General features: G+C 38.2%; 20 protein-coding genes. 9 read left to right on the top strand and 11 right to left on the bottom strand.

Annotated features, from left to right (window positions below; genetic code table 11):
- The first annotated feature begins 106 nt into the window (after nt 1–106).
- Together R8G33_10580 and R8G33_10575 are read left to right on the top strand one after the other, a co-directional pair.
- The gene (locus R8G33_10580; protein MDW3096107.1) at nt 107–1027 is read left to right on the top strand and encodes an FAD:protein FMN transferase; all 921 of its coding nucleotides are present in this window, start codon (nt 107–109) and stop codon (nt 1025–1027) included.
- Between the two features lie 89 nt (nt 1028–1116).
- Nucleotides 1117–2016: a LysR substrate-binding domain-containing protein gene (locus R8G33_10575; protein ID MDW3096106.1), complete on the top strand. Its 900-nt coding sequence runs from the start codon at nt 1117–1119 to the stop codon at nt 2014–2016.
- On the opposite strand, the gene R8G33_10570 is transcribed toward R8G33_10575, so the two are convergent.
- The 5 genes from R8G33_10570 to R8G33_10550 all read right to left on the bottom strand — a co-directional run bounded on the left by R8G33_10570 (nt 1952) and on the right by R8G33_10550 (nt 7468).
- Complete coding sequence (locus tag R8G33_10570) at nt 1952–2383, bottom strand: YbaN family protein (GenBank protein ID MDW3096105.1); 432 nt, start codon at nt 2381–2383, stop codon at nt 1952–1954. The genes R8G33_10575 and R8G33_10570 overlap by 65 nt on opposite strands.
- Before the next feature lie 490 nt (nt 2384–2873).
- Nucleotides 2874–4253 (bottom strand): MATE family efflux transporter, encoded by a 1380-nt coding sequence (locus R8G33_10565; GenBank protein ID MDW3096104.1) that lies wholly within the window; start codon nt 4251–4253, stop codon nt 2874–2876.
- A 59-nt stretch (nt 4254–4312) separates the two neighbouring features.
- The gene (locus tag R8G33_10560; protein MDW3096103.1) at nt 4313–5338 is read right to left on the bottom strand and encodes a M48 family metallopeptidase; all 1026 of its coding nucleotides are present in this window, start codon (nt 5336–5338) and stop codon (nt 4313–4315) included.
- 24 nt (nt 5339–5362) lie between these two features.
- Entirely contained in the window at nt 5363–6469 is a 1107-nt protein-coding gene (locus R8G33_10555) for a YjgN family protein (protein ID MDW3096102.1), read from the bottom strand.
- Nucleotides 6470–6574: 105 nt separating this feature from the next.
- Nucleotides 6575–7468 carry a fumarylacetoacetate hydrolase family protein gene (locus R8G33_10550; protein MDW3096101.1) on the bottom strand — a complete coding sequence of 298 codons (894 nt, stop codon included), beginning with the start codon at nt 7466–7468 and terminating at the stop codon, nt 6575–6577.
- 140 nt (nt 7469–7608) lie between these two features.
- Here R8G33_10550 and R8G33_10545 point away from each other — a divergent pair, with 140 nt between their 5' ends.
- The 5 genes from R8G33_10545 to R8G33_10525 all read left to right on the top strand — a co-directional run bounded on the left by R8G33_10545 (nt 7609) and on the right by R8G33_10525 (nt 15254).
- Entirely contained in the window at nt 7609–9735 is a 2127-nt protein-coding gene (locus R8G33_10545; GenBank protein ID MDW3096100.1) for an FAD-dependent oxidoreductase, read from the top strand.
- Between the two features lie 17 nt (nt 9736–9752).
- On the top strand, nt 9753–10718 hold the full coding sequence (arsS, locus tag R8G33_10540) for an arsenosugar biosynthesis radical SAM protein ArsS (protein ID MDW3096099.1): 966 nt from the start codon (nt 9753–9755) through the stop codon (nt 10716–10718).
- 90 nt (nt 10719–10808) lie between these two features.
- A complete protein-coding gene (locus R8G33_10535) occupies nt 10809–11864 on the top strand; it encodes an efflux RND transporter periplasmic adaptor subunit (GenBank protein ID MDW3096098.1) in 1056 nt (351 codons plus the stop codon).
- Nucleotides 11851–14868, top strand: a complete 3018-nt coding sequence (locus R8G33_10530; protein ID MDW3096097.1) for an efflux RND transporter permease subunit — start codon at nt 11851–11853, stop codon at nt 14866–14868. Before R8G33_10535 ends, R8G33_10530 begins: the two co-directional genes overlap by 14 nt.
- Nucleotides 14869–14984: 116 nt before the next feature.
- On the top strand, nt 14985–15254 hold the full coding sequence (locus R8G33_10525) for a hypothetical protein (protein MDW3096096.1): 270 nt from the start codon (nt 14985–14987) through the stop codon (nt 15252–15254).
- A 131-nt stretch (nt 15255–15385) separates the two neighbouring features.
- Here the strand turns inward: R8G33_10525 and R8G33_10520 are convergent, their stop codons facing one another.
- From R8G33_10520 to gshA, 5 genes are all read right to left on the bottom strand, one after another.
- Nucleotides 15386–15790, bottom strand: a complete 405-nt coding sequence (locus R8G33_10520) for a DUF4332 domain-containing protein (GenBank protein ID MDW3096095.1) — start codon at nt 15788–15790, stop codon at nt 15386–15388.
- 122 nt (nt 15791–15912) lie between these two features.
- Nucleotides 15913–16788: a polyphosphate kinase 2 family protein gene (locus R8G33_10515; protein MDW3096094.1), complete on the bottom strand. Its 876-nt coding sequence runs from the start codon at nt 16786–16788 to the stop codon at nt 15913–15915.
- Complete coding sequence (locus R8G33_10510) at nt 16789–17202, bottom strand: rhodanese-like domain-containing protein (GenBank protein ID MDW3096093.1); 414 nt, start codon at nt 17200–17202, stop codon at nt 16789–16791. It lies immediately after the preceding gene.
- A gap of 40 nt (nt 17203–17242) precedes the next feature.
- Complete coding sequence (locus R8G33_10505; protein MDW3096092.1) at nt 17243–17698, bottom strand: DUF4124 domain-containing protein; 456 nt, start codon at nt 17696–17698, stop codon at nt 17243–17245.
- Nucleotides 17699–17702: 4 nt separating this feature from the next.
- Complete coding sequence (gene gshA / locus R8G33_10500; protein ID MDW3096091.1) at nt 17703–19280, bottom strand: glutamate--cysteine ligase; 1578 nt, start codon at nt 19278–19280, stop codon at nt 17703–17705.
- A gap of 64 nt (nt 19281–19344) precedes the next feature.
- On the opposite strand from gshA, the gene R8G33_10495 reads away from it, so the two are divergent.
- Together R8G33_10495 and R8G33_10490 are read left to right on the top strand one after the other, a co-directional pair.
- Entirely contained in the window at nt 19345–20052 is a 708-nt protein-coding gene (locus tag R8G33_10495; GenBank protein MDW3096090.1) for an arginyltransferase, read from the top strand.
- A gap of 1 nt (nt 20053) precedes the next feature.
- Nucleotides 20054–20368, top strand: coding sequence for a DUF2322 family protein (locus tag R8G33_10490; GenBank protein MDW3096089.1), 315 nt, complete (start codon nt 20054–20056; stop codon nt 20366–20368).
- Between the two features lie 3 nt (nt 20369–20371).
- Here the strand turns inward: R8G33_10490 and ampD are convergent, their stop codons facing one another.
- A complete protein-coding gene (gene ampD, locus R8G33_10485) occupies nt 20372–20908 on the bottom strand; it encodes a 1,6-anhydro-N-acetylmuramyl-L-alanine amidase AmpD (protein ID MDW3096088.1) in 537 nt (178 codons plus the stop codon).
- Between the last annotated feature and the right edge of the window lie 4 nt (nt 20909–20912).

The following is a 20912-nucleotide window of genomic DNA, read 5'->3' as shown; positions in this document are numbered from 1 at the left end:
GTTGTTTGTTGTAAAATTTTATTTACTAATACTATCTGCATGCGTAATTTTTCTATTATCCTCATGTGACTCTAATCATGTCGGTACACAAATTACAGGCCAAACCATGGGAACTAGTTATAGCGTTCAATGGGCTGACACTTCCACTTCAATTTCTACCTCAGAATTAAAAGATATTATTGAACTACGCCTTGATCGTATTAACTCTTTAATGTCGACCTATATTCCCAATTCACAATTAAGTGGTTTTAATCAATCGCGTGAAACAGGATGGCATGCTGTTGATGAAGAACTAGCACAGTTAGTAGAACTATCACTATCAATTAGCAGACTTACTGATGGTGCATTTGATGTTACAGTTGGTCCGTTGGTTAATTTATGGGGATTTGGTCCTAGCAATACCAACTTTACATTTCCCACAGATACTGAAATAAAGATTGCTAAACGAAGTATTGGTTATCAACATCTAGATGTTCGCATTGATCCACCTGCTTTGAATAAAAAAATTATTGACTTATACGTCGATTTGTCTGCCATTGCTAAGGGCTATGCTGTTGACGAAATAGCTAAGATTCTTAACCAACATAATATCATTAACTACATGGTTGAGATTGGCGGTGAAGTTAAAGGCTCAGGCATCGCGCCTCACGGTAACCCATGGCGCATCGGTATAGAAACCCCAGATTTTCAACGCGGAGATATTGAACAGATAATTTCTCTTAATAATGTAGGGGTAGCTACTTCTGGAGATTATAGAAATTTCATTATTCATAATGGCAAACATTACTCTCACGCAATTGATCCACGAAGCGGGTACCCTGTTCGTCACAACCTAGGTTCAGCGACTGTATTACACAAATCAACTGCTATCGCTGATGCGTGGGCAACTGCATTCATGGTAGTAGGAGCGGAAAAGAGTTATTCACTATCTAAACAACATAATTTATCAGGTGTACTAATTACACGTGAAAATTCTAAATATACCTCAACTGTTTTTGGCGAGATGCAATCTTATCTAACTAAATAGCTATTTGATTAGCCCACATTTATTTAATTCAGCTCTGTGTCGATTGTAAATAATTTTGATTATTTGAGTTATTACGATATATTTTACTCATGGTTAATTTACCCACTGTAAAACAACTCCGCTATCTAATCGCACTGGAAAAGTACCTGCACTTTGGGAAAGCAGCTGAAGCTTGCTTTGTTACACAGTCCGCATTTAGTGTCGCAATAAAGGAACTTGAAAGTACCCTAAATATATCACTGGTTGATCGCACTAACCGAAGCGTAGTATTTACCTCCTCAGGCACTTTAATTGCTCAGCAAGCGCGTTTAGCTATATTTGACATAGAGGGCATTATCGATATCGCAAAATCAAATCAAGAACCGCTATGCGGACAACTAAAGATGGGGATTATTCCAACAATTGCACCTTTCTTGTTGCCGCGCATTCTTCCCGCTATTCGTAAGAAATATCCAAAACTAGAGCTATATTTAAAAGAGGAACAGACCACTCGAATTCATCAATTATTGCTCGATGGTGAACTTGATATTATATTATTAGCATTGCCAGTTGATTTAATCAGCACTGAATCAATTAGCATATTTAACGACCCATTTAAGCTAGCTTACCGCAAAGGCACCAAATTAATTGATCCAGATAATTTCTCACCAAATAAATTAAACAAAGAATCAATATTATTATTGGAAGATGGCCATTGCTTACGCGACCATGCAATGAGTGCATGCAACTTAAGCAAAAAAGAAAAGATTAGTAGGTTCTCCGCTAGTAGCTTATATACTCTTGTGCAAATGGTAGATAGCGATTTAGGTATTACTTTTGTCCCACAAATGGCAGTAGATAGCGGTTTACTCAAACAAACTAAAGTACTTACTTCTGAATTAAAAGATAAGTCTTTTCGCGAAATAGGTTTATCTTGGCGCAAATCTAGCGTACGAAAAAAAGAGTTTTATTTGCTCGCTGATGTGATTCGTCAATGTGTGAGTACTTAATTTCGTTATTCACTAGACTTTTTCGTGTTAGAAGATAACCTAGCAACACAATCATACCTAAACCTAAGGCTATCAACACATTTTCATTTTTTACAAACATATACGTTATTATAAAAGAAGTGACTAGTGAAAAACCCGCGGCCACTTTCGCCTGTTTTGGCACAACGCGATGTTTCTGCCAGTTTTTAATGGTGGATGAAAAAGGAGAGCGCTGAGTTAACCAGCTATGGAATTTTGGTGATGATTTGCTGAATGCCCATGTAGCTAACAATATAAAACAAGTGGAAGGTAATAATGGCACTATTGCTCCCAGGAGACCTAACACTAAAGATACCCCTCCGAAGATTTTTAAGATTGAATTTTTCATAATGTTTTCATATTAGTCATATGGATCTGCGTGACCTGATATGTACAACGGCGGCTTTTGAGTTTGCACTCCACCTACCAGTCCATCTTTATTCTATAGATAAATAGTTAACACCATCATAATCATTTGCTATTTATAGTTCGTTTGCGATAAATGCAAATAGCTGCTTCAGCTAACTTGCGTAGTAAATAATGAAGGAAAATATATTATCAGTAAATTGAATTAAATTAATCTAAACAATCTATTTTATATATCTATAACTGCGCTCAATTTCTCAGACACAAAAAAGCCCCGCAGGGTCTGGGCGGGGCTAAGAGCTTAGTCAGAACAGGGAGGCTATTGCTGACATATATTAAGTAACAGCAATTCTTATGCCTACATTATAAACTAAAAGTTTCAATAAGTTATCGTCTTAAGAAAATTGACTCAGCGCATATCGCACTAAGCTTGTGCTTCAACCGCTTGATTAGATAGCATTACTCTAAGTTGCTTAATGAATCACACTCATTTTTTTCCATGAGCCTTTATAAAAACGCTTAAAGAACACTAGACAATAGATAATGACATTTATAGTAATAATCGACCAAAGCACATAAATGTTGGCTTGATAATGACTGATATATAAATAACAAGGAACAACCAACAACAATACTGAAATTATAAAACTCATCTTCATAATAAATCGGGTATCCCCCGCACCTTCAAGAGCCCCAAGAAATACAAGGAACAACGCATCAAACATCCCAAAAAAAGCAATAAACTTTAGTAATATGACTATCATATCGACACTTCCATACATATCTCCCAAGCCACCATTCAATGTAAATGGATAAATGAATACCTGAGGAATAGACAAATACATAATAGCTAGCAACCCAAAGAATAGAAGTGCTATATGTATCGCTGACCACGTCGCCTTCTCAGCAAGATGTGGCTTATTCTCACCCAGCCTTTGTCCAACAACGACAGCTACCCCAATCATTAAACCCACCATTGGCAAAAATGAGAGTGCATTAATATTGAATGCAATATTACTTGCTGCAAGTTCACGTGTGCCCAATGTGCCAACAAACATTAAAAACGCTGTGAATGCTGACATATCTATAAACAATCGCAAGCCATTTGGAAAGCCAAAATAAATTAGACGATTAAATAACTGTTTATCAAACCGCCATGTAGACAACAATTGAAATCGTTCTCTATATTTAGCTTGGAATATCAACAACACCAAAACCAATGAGCCTGTAATGACAGCAATATTAGTCGCAGTTGCAGCACCCCGAATACCCATTCCAGGAAAACCAAGATTGCCAAATATAAGCAAGTAATCTAATAAGATATTTATCATTGTGATCAACACGCTTACCCACATCACTACCATCGTTTTACCTAAACCTGAAAAAAAACTAGACAGGGTATTATTCAACACAACGAATACAGCGGAATACATTAACAACTTAAAATAATCTACTTCTAATGACTGAAGAGATATTGAATGGCCAATAAGCGCAAAAAAATCCTCTGCCAAGAGGTAAGCTGGTATAACGATCAATATAGACATACCACTTAAGTAAATTCCCTGCCACATCACCGCACCAATGTTTTCTTCTTCTTTAGCTCCAAAATATTGGGCAACAAATGTATTCACATATGCAGCTGTTCCAATGAATAAACACATCATTGCAAAACTTGCCATGCCAGCAGGCATCGCTGCTGCAATGGCATCAGACGAATACCAGGACAAGAACATACGATCTACGAATAACAATAAACTCCAGGCCCCGGTACTGAGTATCAATGGCACTGCAATAATTAATACTTCTCTATATCCGCCGTCCGCAGACCAACGTGCTTTAAATGATGTCAACATGATATGTTTTACATGCTGTTCTATTAAAAGAACAGAGGTTATATGGAACTTTCTTTTTACTACTTAGTTATACTGTTATCAATGAAAGGCTGTATGCGTTCATATGTTGCAGGATGTGTTGATAAATATGAGAATGCATTATCTTGCATTAGACTATCTTCAATTCCAGTGATTTTTTCCAATATAGTCGCAAAGTGTTTTGTGTCGATATTATACGCTTGCATATAGTCTAATGCATATTCATCTGCTTCTAACTCAAATTTACGAGAATAACTAGTTTCTAATAAGATAATGGGCATTGCAGCCGCAAATCCACTTGTAGAACTTATATCCCCGGTAACTGCAGTTAATAAAAGTGCTACTGCAGAGCTCTGTAACACCGAACGTAAACCATGCTCATGTACTACGTGACCAATTTCATGCGCAAGCACTGCTAGTATTTCATCATCATTATCTGCGATTTCAACCAACTCATCAGTCACAACCACATGTCCTGAAGGTAACGCAAAAGCATTTGCACCCAAACCTTTTCTAAATAATAATTGGAAATTGTGATCATCTTGTGTATTTCTGACCATCTCTAAAAACTTATCTTGTAATCGAGATTGAATTTTTTTGTCAAGCTCTGATGCTTTTAATAGTCGTTCATCCAGTATGGTAAGCGTGCCTTCTGCAAGACGTTCATCAATACTTACCGGTAATGCATGCGCCACAGTTTTTGCCAGCGATGGTATGCCATAGACAATCATGCCCCATGTGAATACTGCAACTACCAATGATGCCGTTAGCACATAATACCAATGCGATTCTAGTTTATGTATATACCGACTAATAACTGAAGCAGAAAACTGATTTTGTAGTTGGTTAATTTCTTTCTGCGCAAAAGACTCACATTTTGCACCATTTGGCAGCTGCAAACTTCTTGCTGTATTACCCAATTGGTTACCCACTAAAATATCTTGCCAGTGACAGTTATATGATATCTCAGCGCCAATAAAATTAGCTTTACCATTACTACTAACTAGCACAGTAACTTTATTTACTACAGGATGTACCCCATCATAATATGTCGCCTCAAATTTCATTGTGCGGCTTTTTTCTCATCTGCATTACATAGCAATATCTATATCTAATAAATCACCCATTTCACTACCTATTGTCCCTACCTTTTCTCTTTGAGTAGCGATAATTATTTTTAGATCTGCAATAGATGATACTTCTATATTATTAATTCTATACCTAGCAAGTCTTATTTTAGCCCAAGGAATTAGTAATCCAAAACTGATAATTATCCCTAGTGTGTTGGTCAAGTAAATGTAGAGCATTTTGTTCGTTTTAAGCGTCCCTTTAAACGCCATCAATGGCACAGTTGGCACTGTAAGCAAATGTGCTGAAGCTTTATTAAGTGATGTATTAGACCAAACTGTATTAAACACTCTGGTCTGCACGTAGGCATATGCAGCGAAATATCCTATCAAGTAAATCATTGACATCAATAGCAATGTTATTGTTGTCAATGGGTTTATGCTTGGAATTGACTCAGGGTCTGAATTGAACGACCCCACAAATGAAGACATTGCTCCACCAAATAATAGACTAACTAATATTAGCGTTGCCAATACAATCACCAGACCAATGAAATAATATTTATAAAATGCTTTTGCAGATTTTTTAAAGTGAAATACATATTGACCATAGCCATGATTATCAACCCGATACTTTTGAATTGCATGTGTATAAAACGGATACGCCAAGCCTAGAGTCACTATTACCAAGAGGCCTATACCAATGAACGTTTTTACAGCACCAGATAGATTTTTTTCAAACGAAAAATTTAAGTTTCGATAAGAAGAATAGCGCGCATTAAACATTAGGCTGCGCATCACTAACCATGGCAGCACAATAAAAAATACGATAAAAAATATAGCGTTAGCTAGAGGGAAAATCTGAGACAATATAGATACAGCCGCCAAGACAGCGACAACAACAATACGCCCCTTCAGGATTGCTATCGGACTCGCACCATATTCAAATGGTGAACCATCAAGAATAGTGTTGCCATAAAAGTACTGTTTATTGCGCACTTTTGCCCAGGCCGAATAAATACCTAAAGTGACAATGCTGAGCAAGACATTAACAATCCATATACGAAAATACTCACCAGCTTTACCATTGAACTCTAGTTCAACCGGTTTCAGCATTTTATCTTTAATCATAGCAACTCCCAACACGCTGCAGTTTGATCAATTAACTTTTAACAGTTAAATCTAGCTTATACACAAATTTTATTGCTGTTATAAACCACCAGAATGACTTAACGGTTATTTACTCTCTGTAATTCTATTGGAAATTTTACCAATTTTTGCTACTTCGCACTCAACGACATCACCAGGCATTAGAAACTCTGGAGGAGTACGCGCGTAACCAACTCCACTCGGGGTGCCTGTTGCGATAATATCCCCAGCTTCTAACTCCATTCCCTGTGATAATACCGAAATAACATTGGCAATTGAGAAAATTTGATGTTTGGTATTCGAATCTTGCTTTAATTCTCCATTTACCCAGCTACGCAACTGTAAATCGTGGGGGTCTTGAATTTCATCGGAAGTAACAATAGCAGGTCCCATTGGACAGCAACCACGGTAACTTTTACCAATATAAAACTGCTTATGCCATTTTTGTCTATCGCGAGCAGTGACATCATTAATGACGGTATAGCCAAATACATGTTTCATTGCATCTTGTTCTTTTATACCAAATCCTGACTTACCTATGATCACACCTAACTCTGCTTCCCAATCCATTTTCGCAGATACATTTGTATTAATTTCAATATCACTATATGGTCCATTCATACTATTAGCAGCCTTAGTAAATACAATTGGCGACCTAGGTAGTTTCACTTCTTCTTGTTTTGCTCCCGCAGTTTCTGACACATGATCTACATAGTTCAATCCAAGACATATAACATTTTGTCTCGGTCTTGGGATAGGCGAGCATAGCGTTACTTGATCAGATGACAGGTAGTAAACATCGTCTGGATCTTGGCTGATCGTTGCCAGTTCAGCCCATGCAGAACCACCCGCATCTAATAGCAAAAGCATAGAATCAATAGCAGAGTTCCATTTAGGGTGTTTATTCGGAAGAAATATTCGCTCTCCTTGTTCAACCCCTAACCAGATCTTGTTTTCATACTCACAACTGACTAAACGCATAGCATAGCTTCCCTTCTTTATACTGTATCTTTTATATTTGACGTTGTTACATCAATAATTGCCCATATTACAAACACTTGCTGTAAGCTTAACCACTATAGACAGGTCTATTATCAGGTAAATATAACTTATAGCTTATCGTGAAAAGAATTATAATATTTTTAGTGATCGCTGCCTCGATTATTTTTAGCGTTACTTATTTTGATGCCGGCAACTACCTGACGTTCAATGAATTAAAAGAACGCCAGTCCGAATTGCAGTTGCTAGTAAACAACAAGCCTTTCACTGCAGCGGCTATATTCTTTTCAATATATGTTATTGCAACAGGTGTTTCTGTGCCTGGAGCTTTTATATTCACCCTAGCTGGTGGTGCACTGTTTGGCTTAACTCAAGGCACCATATTAGTTTCATTTGCATCAACCATTGGCGCACTGCTCGCGTATCTAGTTGCACGCTATTTTTTACATGACTTTATACAAAATAAATTTTCTGACCGACTAGAGCTTATAAATCGAAAAGTTGAAAAAGATGGTGCTTTTTATCTTTTGTTCTTACGCCTAGTTCCTGCATTTCCATTCTTTTTGGTTAACTTGGCAATGGCGCTAACACCTATCCGTGCATTTACCTTCTATTGGGTAAGTCAACTAGGCATGTTCCCAGCTACTTTAGTATATGTAAATGCGGGCACACAGATAGCTAAAATTTCTTCGCCAAGCGATATTGCTTCTCCATCACTGATTTTCGCTTTGATATTGCTTGCTATTTTACCATTCATTACTAAAGGCATTATGTCTATATTAAAAAGTAGACGTGTGTATAAAAAATTCAAAAGACCTCATTCTTTCGAATACAACACTGTAGTACTAGGAGGTGGATCAGCAGGCTTAGTCGCAGCATATACGACGAGTACCCTACAAGGCAAAGTTGCTCTTATTGAAAGACACCAAATGGGTGGGGATTGTTTAAATACCGGATGTGTTCCTTCTAAGTCAATTTTGCGCAGTGCGAAGTTTATTGCTGATATCAAAGACTTCTCATCATATGGTTTGTCTATGGCAAACTATGAGTTCGAATTTAAAAATATAATGGCTAGGGTTCATAACAAAATTTCTGTTATAGAACCAAAAGATTCAGTATCACGATACACCGAATTAGGTGTTCATTGCGAACAAGGTAATGCTACCGTATTGTCACCTTGGCAAGTAAAAGTAAATGACAAAATTCTTACAACAAAAAATATCATCATATCCACTGGCGCCACACCGGCACTGCCACATATAACAGATTTAGACCGAATACCTTATTTAACTACCGATACTGTTTGGTCACTTACAGAATTACCAAAAAAGTTGTTAGTGATTGGAGCAGGCCCAATTGGTTGCGAACTAGGCCAGGCATTTGCTCGCCTTGGTTCAGACGTGACTATTGTGCACAAACACTCAACTATTCTCCCCAATGAAGAAGAACAAGCATCTAAACTCGTTGAGACGTCGTTACTGAAAGACAATGTCACATTATTAACAAATTTTATTTCTGATAAATTTATTAACGACTACGATAATTATTCTCTAGTAGGATCGCAAGACAATGGAATTAGAACTATTAGCTTTACACATTTGTTAATTGCAACCGGCAGGAAAGCTAATTTGGATGGGTTAGACTTACTTGACCTAGAGATTAACAAGCAAGGCCGTTTAGTAACTAACGATACATTACAAACTAAATATTCCAATATTTATGCTTGTGGTGATGTAACAAGCCCAATGCAGTATACCCATACAGCATCACACCAAGCTTGGTATGCTGCATTTAATGCGCTTTTCCATCCGATCAAAAAGTTTAAGTGCACATTAAATAATATTCCTCGCGCAGTATTTACAGACCCTGAAATAACCAGTGTTGGCATCACAGAAAAACAAGCAATTAAACAAGGCATTGATTATCAAGTCACTACTTTTCCTATGGATGATATTGATCGTGCAATTACCGATAATGCAACCACCGGATTCATAAAAGTAATAACACCGATCAATAGCGACAAGATATTAGGTGTATGTATTGTCGGTGAGCACGCAAGTGAACTAATCGCTGAATTTGTGCTTGCCAAAACAAATGGCTTAGGCCTTAATAAAATATTGAAGACCGTACACATCTACCCTACTAGAAGTGAAATTAATCGCATGGTGGCTGGGAAGTGGCGTCGTTCTAAACTAACAGCACGCACCATTGGATTATTAAAAAAATTCCAGGCGTGGAGACTAGGGTAATCTTTTAGGCTAACTTTATGCGTGAAACAAAACATTTATTATTCCCTAGTGATTTCCCCTCAATTAGGCGCAATCAATTAACCACACTACAAGTCAACCTTGGCTACAAGTGTAATCAATCGTGTACTCATTGCCATGTCAATGCTGGTCCAACTCGCACAGAGATGATGGATGATGAAACCTTAGACCTAGTGATTGAATACATCTCAGAACATAATGTTGCCCTACTTGATGTGACGGGTGGCGCACCTGAATTACACCCACGTTTTCGTCAACTTGTTGTCGCTGCAAATAATGCTAACGTTACTGTTCGTGACCGATGTAATCTGACTATCTTGTTTGAGCCTAAGCAAGAAGATTTAGCTAAATTTTTAGCCGATAACCAAGTAGAAATTGTTGCGTCACTACCTTGCTATACAGAAGAGAATGTCAACAAACAGCGTGGCAAAGGTGTATTTTCTCTTAGCATAGAAGCATTGCAACTACTAAATAAGCTCGGTTACGCTGAAAATAAAAAGCTAAATTTACATCTGGTGTTTAACCCAAGCGGTCCAGTGTTACCTCCATCACAAGTAGAATTAGAACAAGAGTACAAAAAACGTTTGTCGCAAGATTACGGCATTTATTTCAATGAGCTGTTCGTAATAACTAATATGCCTATCCAGCGCTTTGGCAGCAGCCTTCTATCGACGGGGCATTTCGAAAGCTATATGAATACATTGCGCAACAATCATCAAACAGCAAATTTGTCTACTGTAATGTGCAAAGATACTGTCAGTATTGATTGGCAGGGTAATGTCTATGATTGCGATTTTAATCAGATGCTCGAGGAGCCATTACATTCAAAAGCTAAACGCCCACTGCATATAAGTGATTTATTTTCCACCAATGTAACTGATTTAGCCATTAAGACCGGCAATCATTGCTACGGCTGCACTGCAGGGCAAGGCAGTAGTTGTTCTGGTGCACTCTCTAGCACATAGATTACTATATCTATATCAATTTAATATTCGATATATACTACCTGTGTAGTGTATGCATTATTTCTGCATAAGGTACAATCCCCAATACCCATGAACATTATAATTAAAAATATTTCCATCGTATTTATCTTATTGATCAATACGAATACAATTTTTGCTGCGGGCCCACCAAGTCGTGTCAAACCAGTTGTGGTGGATATCGCTCAATTACGCGAACTAGCTCCAACAGCCGAGTATTCTGGTACTGTCATTAGTAAAAATGATGCGCGCATATCTTCTGAAGTTGAAGGTCGGCTTACATGGGTTGCCGACGTGGGGACTATTGTTGAAAAAGGAGATATCGTCGCGAGCTTAGATGACATTTTCTTACAACAGCAGCGCTCAGAAGAATTAGCCATTATCCAAAGTGAGAAAGCTCAACTCGATTTATTTGAGAAAGAAGTTAAACGTTTTCAACGTTTAATCAAGCAAAACAATATAGCGCAAAACGAATTAGACCAATCTATCTCAAATCGCTCGGTGGCTAGAAGCAATATTATTGCTGCGCGAGCAAGACTAGCTCAAATTGAAGAACGCATTTCTCGTTCGAATTTACGCGCACCGTTTGCAGGCGTGATCAGCGAACGCTTTGCTCAGTCAGGAGAATGGACTCAAAATGGAAACCCATTAGTACGTTTGATTGATTTCAATAACCCAGAAATTCAAGTGCGTGTTCCACAAAATATTTACTCACTCATCACTCTTAATAGTGCTTTAAGTGTTCATAATGCTGAGCAAAAAATTAAAGCGAATGTTCAAACAATAGTTCCAGTAGGAACAACCACATCACGATTGTTTGAATTACGCTTAAAACCTCAGCAACCATTACCTCCTGGAACATTAGTACGTGTTTCAATACCAACCGCCAAAGCACGTGAAGTGGTTTCAATTAATAGGGATGCTTTAGTTTTAAGGAAAGGTAGCATTAGCGTGTTTCGTATTAATGCAGAAAATATTTCAGAGCAAATCAGCATAGAAGTCGGTATTGGTGATGGTGAATATGTTGAATTAATTGGCGCTATCAAGCCTGACGATCGTATTGTCACTAGAGGTGGAGAGCGTTTACGACCTGGTGAGACTGTCATAATATCTAATGAGCCCAACTAAACTCGCACTAAGTAATCCTACTGCAGGCTTAGTCACTGCTTTATTAATTGTATTGTTTGGATACCTATCGTTACGCGCATTGCCTATCCAACTTACTCCTGAAGTTGAACGTCCAGAAATTACAATCACCACGGACTGGCGTGGCGCTGCCCCTGAAGAAGTGGAGGCAGAGATCATTGAACCACAAGAAGACCAACTGCGTGGTTTGCCTGGTATGACAGAGTTATTATCTGAAGCAAGACAGGGCTCAGGCAAGATTACTATTTCATTCGATGTTGATTTTAGTCTTGAGCGCGGCTTAATTGAAGTCATTAATCGCCTTAATCGTGTTCCAGAATACCCAACAGATGCAGATGAACCAATACTTAGTACCGCAGGGGGACGCAGCCGGCCTATTGCTTGGTTCATTATTAAACCCGATAAAGATAATTCAACAAACATTGAAGACTATCGCGACTATATAGAAGAGGTTGTTCAATCTCGTTTCGAGCGCGTTGCGGGAGTGGCTTTATCTGAGGTGCGTGGCGGCAACGAACGTGAAGTACGAATCACTGTAGATCCATACCGTGCTGCAGGTATAGGTGTTGATGTCGTTAATGCCGCCAGAACAGTTGGAAGCAATGAAGATGTATCAGGCGGTACAGCTGACGTGGGTAAACGCAGGTATATTTTACGCTACACCGGCGCACTTGACCCTCAAGATTTACAAACACTAGTAATAGAATGGCGTGACGGGCAGCCAATTTACTTAAGAGATATTGCAACTGTCACTGTTCAACCTGCCGATCGTGACAATTTTGTGATTACTCGTGGTGAGCCTGCCATTGCTGTTAATGCTTATCGTGAATCGGGTGTAAATGTTTTAGATGTAATGGCTGACCTACAAACTGCCATGTCAGAATTAAGCGAAGGTCCATTACAGCGTTCCAAGTTAAACATTGAGCAAGTATATGATGAAACTGTTTATATCCACAGTGCAATTGAACTACTTCGCAGCAACCTCGGACTAGGAATTATCCTTGCTGTACTAATCTTATGGTGGTTCTTGCGACGTTTTCGCGCAACCATGGTTGTCACAATAACCATACCCTTATGTTTATGCGTAGCATTTGTAATTATTCTAGCGTCGAATAAATCAATTAATGTTATCTCATTAGCAGCAATGGCATTTGCTGTAGGTATGGTGATGGATGCTGCCATTATTGTACTTGAAAATATTGTTCGCCTTAAAGAAAAAGATGAGTCAGGATTTAATGCGGCTCTAAAAGGTACTGCGCAAGTATGGCCAGCATTGCTAGCATCTACTGCAACAACAGTAGCGATATTCTTACCGGTACTATTTTTAAGAGATCAAAGTGGGCAGCTGTTTGCTGACTTATCAATTGCCATTACTGCGGCTATTATTGCATCCTTATTTGTTGCCACAGTTCTTATCCCGGCAGCCGCTATGGTATGGCTGAAAAAAACAACATTTGTTGACCCTCATAGTAAGGCATGGGATTACATTACCAATAAGATTTCTAATCTAACCACTACAAGTTCATCACGCCTGCTAATAGTCGCTTTATTAATTACTGTCCCCATTGCAAGCTCAGTCTTATTGTTTCCAGATCGTGATTATCTCCCTACTGGCAATCGTAACTTGGTATTCGGTTTTATTTTACCTCCACCTGGAGTTAATGTTGAACATATTAAAGATGAAATGGGTGATGTCATTGCAGACCGTATCCAACCTTATCTTACTGGAGAAAAACAACCTAAAATTAAACATTACTTTTTTGTCGCCAGAGCTGGTTCTATTTTCATTGGGGGCCGTGCAGAAGACCCCAGCAAAGTCGATGAACTTGTTGGCATACTTAATTCTGCAGTGAGCGGATTCCCAGATACTTTTGCAATTGTCAGAAAAGCTTCATTGTTTTCTGGCTTTGGTGCTAACAGAGAAATTGAAGTTAATGTTCAAGGCAGAAATATAGACGCATTAATTGAGTCTGCCTTAGTTGGATTCATCACTATTCCACAAAAACTTCCAGGCGCACGGGTACGTCCTCGTCCAGGGTTGGAATTAGCAGAACCAGAACTACAGTTTGCGCCACGTGATGATCGTTTGCGTGAAGCTGGTTGGAATCGAGAAACACTTGCCCAGGTATCGAGAATATTAGGTGACGGAATGCAGGTGGGCGAGTACTTTGATGGAGACGAACGTTTAGATATTTTAGTACGTGTACCTACTTGGGAAACACCAGAACAGCTAACAGCAATTCCATTACATACCCCAGATGCGGGTGTTGTTCCTTTTGGCGAATTAGTTGATGTTATCCGGACAGCAGGGCCAAATACTATTCGCCGACTAGACAGAAGACGTACTATTACTCTAGAAGTCACACCACCCGATGACATTCCATTAGAACAAGCATTGAAAATTATTCAATCAGAAGTTGCTCCTATCATGGAACCATCGCTGCCTAATGATGGAGTAATTCGTTACGGTGGCTCTGCAGATAACTTAAATATAGCTATTGATAATTTAAGTAATAGTTTTATTGTCGCGCTTATTATCTTATTGTTATTAATGGCAGCATTATTTAGATCATTCTTTGACAGCCTTCTTGTTATGCTTGCATTACCATTAGCAACGATCGGTGGTGTAATTGCATTAAAACTATTGGTACTCCCTGCTGACCTTCTAACTTTGATTGGGTTTATAATTTTACTCGGACTAGTAGTAAATAATGCAATTTTACTAGTCTATCAAGCACGCAGTTCAGAACGCGAAGGACTAATTCGCTCTGATGCAATTAAAAACGCAGTGCGTACACGAATAAGGCCAATTTTAATGAGCACATCGACCACTGTGTTTGGCATGCTGCCTTTAATTATATTTGCTGGTGCTGGTACAGAACTGTACCGCGGGTTAGCAGCAGTTATTGTAGGCGGAATGATTGTTAGTACTTTTTTCACACTAGTATTGATACCTAGTTTATTACAGTTTAATCTGAATAAATAACTTCGCCTAATCAGAAAACCCATTGGCGCTTGTTAACCTAATCGTCATTTTAAAATAGAAAATAGATAATAAATTTTTCTCAAGAATATCTCTAAACATACTTTGCAAAGGTAACTATGAAAAAGATAATTTATGGAATACTTGTCGCTTTCTTTATAAGCATTTTTTCTTCATTCGCATATGCCGACGAGAATTGTGAAATGCCACCGGGGATTGATGACGATGAAATATACTGGATTCATTTTAAAAATGAGTCAAAGATGTATCGCTACAAAATATTAGAAATTGAGGACTGCTGGGTACAAATATGGAAAGAAACCGGCAATCACTATTGGTACCGCATCGACAATATAATGGTAATGACTTCTGATCCAGAGGAAAGCTAGTAGCCTGTTAAAGCAATTGATCACAGAGCATCTGTTTTCAATTCAGCTCTCTAAGCTACCCAGAAACAGCGAGCATAAAAAAACCGGCCTGGAATTGAATTCCAGGCCGGTTGATTAAACTGAAGAATTATTTAGTAGTTAATCGCACGTGGCAGCGCTTTCGCTTGAGTTACCCAATCTTCTACTTGAGAAGCAGATGGTACTTGTCTCACCAAATTTTTCTCTTCGTTAACGCTAGCCATTTTTTCATGTAAGTTTGCGGCGTTACGTTGTGCTAGTTCTGGCACAGTATCCACGCCTGCGCATTCAAGAAGATCTGCGTACTGTGTGCTTACCCCTTTAATACGAGCAAGGTCGGCGCGATTGACCCAGTTCAATACCAATTTTTCACTGATATCACATTTAGTCGCAATATCTTGACGACCTTTCTTTTCTGCACCGGCCTCAAGCAAATTTTCAATTGAAGATATTCCACCTTCCTCTAGTTTCTTCGAATAAACTTCTCCAATACCTTCAATCTCTGCTAACTTTGTCATGTAGACCCCTCATTTAATTAAATTTATTTAGGTAAAATTAAGACATATAAATTACTCACAACATATGACTTATGCACTGTGTTATCAGTTCACTTTATTTTTTACTATTTTTTAGTTAATGTCTATTTGTCGTTTACTAACATTTCTCGCAGATGAGCAAATCGCTGTTTTGCTTCTTCGTCTACTTTTGGATAATGCATATTTAATGAGGCCATAGTTTCAGCAATAATTTTTGCCACTGTGTATCTCATATAGGGCTTATTATCAGCAGGTATCGAATACCATGGCGCCCATGATCGTGATGTTTCAATTAATGCCTTCTCGTAGGCCTGCATGTAATCATCCCAGTGCCCTCTTTCTTCGATATCTGCTTCAGAAAATTTCCAATTCTTCTCAGGTTCATCAATACGGCTTAAGAAACGATTACATTGTTCTTGTTTAGACACATTCAACCAGAACTTTAATATTACAGTGCCATTTCGTGCTAAGTGCTGTTCGAAATTACGTATAGACTCATAACGCTGCTTCCATATCTCTTTCTGGTCTGGCTTATCTGGCAGTTTTTGATAGTTTAATATTTCAGGGTGTACGCGCACTACTAACACTTCTTCGTAGTAACTTCGATTAAATACACCGATGCGGCCTCTTTCAGGCAGGCGTGTCGTAGTGCGCCACAAATAGTCATGATCTAATTCATTATCTGATGGCTTCTTAAATGAAAACACTTGGCAACCTGCAGGATTAACACCCGTTAACACATGACGAATTGTACTGTCTTTACCTGCAGCATCCATAGCTTGAAATACCAACAGCATTGAATGGCTATCATGCGCATACATAATTCGTTGAAGATCATGAATCTTGTCGGTTTGCTTATTTAGCTTTTTTTTATACTCTTTATCGTCGAGTTGCTTACCTTCATTGCTAGTAACAGCATGCTTATACTTGAACGAACCATCAAACGGTACTAAGTACGGATTATCTACAGCTTTAAACATTTACCTTACCTCAACTGTTTTATTGCCTTTAGCAATCCAATTGTTAATGCCCTTCGATACATTATAAACATTTTTGTAGCCATGCTGCTTTACCAAAAAATTGCCTATTATTCTACTTCGATTACCAGAGCGACAAATTAAAACGAGCGGACTATCTGGCTGAACATATTTAGCTGCTTCATGCATCCATTTTTGTGTAAGGGGTTTGCGCTTTTCATTAAAAAACATAATTGGGACACTTCCCTCAACAATACCAGTTTGTTTCCATTCCCCTGGAGTTCTTACATCGATGACAGTCACACCTGAGCCAATTAGCTCATGAAGGCCTTCAACATCCACTTCAATCACTTCTGCGAATAAAGCTTGCGATATCAAAAAACAGGCAATCAACAAGCAATTTCTTATAACTAACATTATATTTCCCTAGTATTTAAATTAATTGGTTTTTATTTGCTTAGCAATTTTTTTCTAGATATTTTCTTAGTCTAGTTTTCTTAGATTCAACACGACTTTCATCGATGTATACCCGCTTGCCATTTTCATCAAGGTCGTAATATAAAATGCCACCTTGATTCATATCACTTAACTCTGCACTCACAGAGTGGCACTTCGAAGCCATCGCAGCCTTTTTCTGTTTAGCTTGTTCACGCTTTTCTTTACGTTCTAGCCTTTCGGATTGCAAGTAATCAGAATATTTACTTTGTCTTTCTTGCAAACTTGCTTTGCTATTCTGGCTATTATCACCAGCACCTGTGCTACTGTTTCTTAGCTTTATTTTTTCCGCATCTTTATATGGGGGGAATTGGCTAAACTGAACCCGACCATTTTCATCGACAATACGGTAAACATCTGTTGCATTAGCCGAAATGCTATTAATAAGGATAACTAACAATATTACATAATATTTCATAGCATCAAGCAGGATAACTCTTAGCAAAATAATTCTTTAGGAAAACATCAAAGTTTTTTTCATCACTATCTTCTAATTCTTTTTGCCTAAGGATACTTCGTTCCACCTCATCAGAAATAACACATGCTGTTGTCTCACATTTTTCCTGCTTGGAAAAATACTCACAATATTTGATTCCCAATGATTCTATATATTCATAATAAGATAGCTTGTTGTCACGCATAGCGCTTAGCAATTGCGCTGAAAATGTATTCTCTACAGAGTCAACGGAAGGGTAAAATTGTTTTATCGCTTTAACATATTTGCCATCGTTTCTATCCATTGTCTCTGCCACAACTATCAAGCTTGCAAAAATGCCTTTAGCAAGTGTTTGCAGTTTAGTACTTTCATCATTGTTTCTTAAATACAAATCCGCTTTGCGTCCATGATGTGTTACCTCATACTGATTAATATCTATCTCTTCTCGTTCTTTCCTGTCTATCAAATCATCTTCGGCTAACAAGCAATAAACAAACATCACTTCAAAAAATCTTAACTGCTCTATAGTTAGCCCATAAGGTGAAAATGGATTTAAGTCTAGCGATCGAATTTCAACATATTGTACACCTCGATCTAATAACGCATGCGTAGGTTTTTCATTTCGACGTGCTAATTGCTTTGGTCTAACCGTACTATAGTATTCGTTTTCGATTTGTAGAATATTTGCATTCAACTGGCGGTATTCCCCATTGACTTTGATACCAATGTCTTCATATGGTTTATACGGTGTTTCAATCGCCTTACTCAAACAGCTTACGTAGTCAGGCAAGTTGTCATAACAAGCTTGTATGCCAATTTCATTTTCACGGCTGTTAGTATAACCAATGTCACCCAAGCGTAACGACGTTGCATTTGTTGCATACAATGTGTTTTCATCCAATTTTTGTAAATCCTTCACACCCTGGTGACTAAAACTTTTATCCACTGCTGGTGATGCACCAAAAAGATAAGGGACCAGCCAACCTATGCGCTGCAGGTTACGAATTAATTTGAAGTACTGGTGATTAATAAACTCTTGTTTTGAAATTTTGCTTCCTAGATTCTCTTGCCATTGCGGCCAAAATTCTTCGGGCATTGATAAGTTAACATGAATGCCTGATATCACCTGCATCACTTTACCATAGCGGTATCCTAAACCACGTCGGTAGATATTTTTCATTAAGCCAAGATTGCTACAACCATATTCTGCAATACGAATACTTTGCTCACCATTAAGCTTACACGGCATACTTGCAGGCCATAAGCATTCGTTAATTAAATTTGGATAAACAAAGTGATGAATCTGGCCTAGAAATTTCATCGCTTGCTCTGCAGTTTCATGAGCGGGTGTAACAAATTCCAATAACGCCTCTGAATAATCTGTCGTGATGTAAGGATGCGTTAACGCTGAGCCTAGCGCTATCGGATGATCAGTATTTGAAATCACACCACTTTTATCCGTGCGCAAAGATTCCTTTTCTATTCCAACCTTGCCAATACCAAGTTTTGACTCAAGATTGTTTTTACTAATCAGATTTAAATTGTCTTCAATCGACGGATGCATAATAGATTTGAATTTTATCTATGACAGAATGATTATTTTATTATTGCTTTGATACACTAGATGCATGTTCAAGCTAAGATTATATCAAAGCGTACCTTATAGTTGCCCATATATTCCTACTAATACTGCGCACCACTATACAACTGAGCCCAATTTAGCATTATCTAGTGACATCTATAGCCAGTTAATTGAAATGGGCTTTCGACGTGCTGGTGATAGAGTGCATCGGCCGAATTGTTTAAGTTGTAGTCAGTGTGTCTCTTTGCGCATCCCTATTGAACGCTTTATAGAAAGCCGTAGCCAGAGACGCGTCTCCAAAAAGAACTCTAACCTTATTACAGATGTGGTCATTAACCCTGATTACGCTCAATATATATCGCTCTATGAACACTATATAAATAGTCGACACCCTGAAACAATTAGTATGCATGACGCATTAGATACGTTTGAAAATTTTTTATTTAGCCCCTGGTCCGACACTTTCGCTGTTGAATTTCGATTGCCTACTCAAGAAATCATCTGTGTTTCAATATGCGACCCTCTAGAACAGGGCTGGTCGGCGGTATACACATTTTTTGATACTAACTATTCAAGTCATAGTCTTGGTACATTTTCGATACTTAAGCAGATTGAATTATTAAAAAAACGAGGCTTAGATTATCTTTATTTAGGTTACTGGATAAATGATTGCGATAAAATGAATTATAAAACTCACTTCCGCCCATGCGAAGGGTTTACAAATGATCAATGGATAACAATCAACGAGAAATAAAATGAGCAATAAAAATTTCGGTGAAGGCTTTAATGACTTACAGCCAACAGATCACTTTAAACACTTAAAACTAACAAAACAAAACGGCGATGAAATTATCACACTAGACAACATTCCCGGCAAACAAGCTTCCGTGAAAATTCTTTACAACATCGCCAGTAACAATGTTATCGGTACTGCAGAAGCTCAATCAGGATTAGCTTTATACGGCGATTACACCGAAGAAGAAAAACAACAACCTTATGCGCATCCCAACATTCGCTTGTTAATTGATATTATCGAGTATAACGAACAATGGTCTGTTGAAGCTGAATAAAGTTTAGTTAATCCGTTCCCAGTCAAACGCCGGCCCAGGATCAGTTTTTCGTCCAGGGGCAATTTCACAATGCCCAACAATTTTACTCTCATTCAATGTTGGATAAGTCATTTGCAAACTTAAAATAACCACGCGCAACACATCGTACTGCGCATCCGTGTACTCAATATCATCAGCACCTTCTAACTCAATACCAATTGAAAAATCATTACACCTTTCTTTACCATTAAAACAAGACTGACCTGCATGCCACGCACGCTTATTAAAAGGCACGAATTGAATTAATTTCCCTGAACGCTCAATAAGTAAATGACTCGACACTTCCATGCCTTTAATTTCTTCAAAATAAGAGTGAATGCTTGAATCAAGTCTATTTTGGAATAAGTCTTTCACATAGCCGCCCCCGAACTCATTTGGCGGCAAGCTAATATTGTGTATCACCAGCAAGTCTATCTCTGTATTTGCTGGTCGCTCATCAAAATTGGGTGACTCGATGAATTCAACCCCGACGATACAATGTGTAGCTGTGTCTATTCTCATTAGT

It is taken from the genome of Gammaproteobacteria bacterium, from assembly GCA_033344735.1.
Classification (GTDB): domain Bacteria; phylum Pseudomonadota; class Gammaproteobacteria; order UBA4575; family UBA4575; genus UBA1858.
The sequence above is the reverse complement of the archived record's forward strand: the minus strand, read 5'-3'. Positions and strand labels throughout refer to the sequence as shown.

Bases quoted from the DNA above. Each gene is read 5' to 3' on its own strand.
- R8G33_10495 (MDW3096090.1), top strand. From the start codon at position 19,345: ATGTTCAAGCTAAGATTATATCAAAGCGTACCTTATAGTTGCCCATAT.
- ampD (MDW3096088.1), bottom strand. From the start codon at position 20,908: ATGAGAATAGACACAGCTACACATTGTATCGTCGGGGTTGAATTCATC.
- gshA (MDW3096091.1), bottom strand. From the start codon at position 19,280: ATGCATCCGTCGATTGAAGACAATTTAAATCTGATTAGTAAAAACAAT.
- R8G33_10580 (MDW3096107.1), top strand. From the start codon at position 107: ATGGGAACTAGTTATAGCGTTCAATGGGCTGACACTTCCACTTCAATT.
- R8G33_10510 (MDW3096093.1), bottom strand. From the start codon at position 17,202: ATGTTAGTTATAAGAAATTGCTTGTTGATTGCCTGTTTTTTGATATCG.
- R8G33_10550 (MDW3096101.1), bottom strand. From the start codon at position 7,468: ATGCGTTTAGTCAGTTGTGAGTATGAAAACAAGATCTGGTTAGGGGTT.
- R8G33_10505 (MDW3096092.1), bottom strand. From the start codon at position 17,698: ATGAAATATTATGTAATATTGTTAGTTATCCTTATTAATAGCATTTCG.
- R8G33_10535 (MDW3096098.1), top strand. From the start codon at position 10,809: ATGAACATTATAATTAAAAATATTTCCATCGTATTTATCTTATTGATC.
- R8G33_10570 (MDW3096105.1), bottom strand. From the start codon at position 2,383: ATGAAAAATTCAATCTTAAAAATCTTCGGAGGGGTATCTTTAGTGTTA.
- arsS (MDW3096099.1), top strand. From the start codon at position 9,753: ATGCGTGAAACAAAACATTTATTATTCCCTAGTGATTTCCCCTCAATT.
- R8G33_10515 (MDW3096094.1), bottom strand. From the start codon at position 16,788: ATGTTTAAAGCTGTAGATAATCCGTACTTAGTACCGTTTGATGGTTCG.
- R8G33_10560 (MDW3096103.1), bottom strand. From the start codon at position 5,338: ATGAAATTTGAGGCGACATATTATGATGGGGTACATCCTGTAGTAAAT.
- R8G33_10565 (MDW3096104.1), bottom strand. From the start codon at position 4,253: ATGTTGACATCATTTAAAGCACGTTGGTCTGCGGACGGCGGATATAGA.
- R8G33_10525 (MDW3096096.1), top strand. From the start codon at position 14,985: ATGAAAAAGATAATTTATGGAATACTTGTCGCTTTCTTTATAAGCATT.
- R8G33_10555 (MDW3096102.1), bottom strand. From the start codon at position 6,469: ATGATTAAAGATAAAATGCTGAAACCGGTTGAACTAGAGTTCAATGGT.
- R8G33_10520 (MDW3096095.1), bottom strand. From the start codon at position 15,790: ATGACAAAGTTAGCAGAGATTGAAGGTATTGGAGAAGTTTATTCGAAG.
- R8G33_10490 (MDW3096089.1), top strand. From the start codon at position 20,054: ATGAGCAATAAAAATTTCGGTGAAGGCTTTAATGACTTACAGCCAACA.
- R8G33_10530 (MDW3096097.1), top strand. From the start codon at position 11,851: ATGAGCCCAACTAAACTCGCACTAAGTAATCCTACTGCAGGCTTAGTC.
- R8G33_10575 (MDW3096106.1), top strand. From the start codon at position 1,117: ATGGTTAATTTACCCACTGTAAAACAACTCCGCTATCTAATCGCACTG.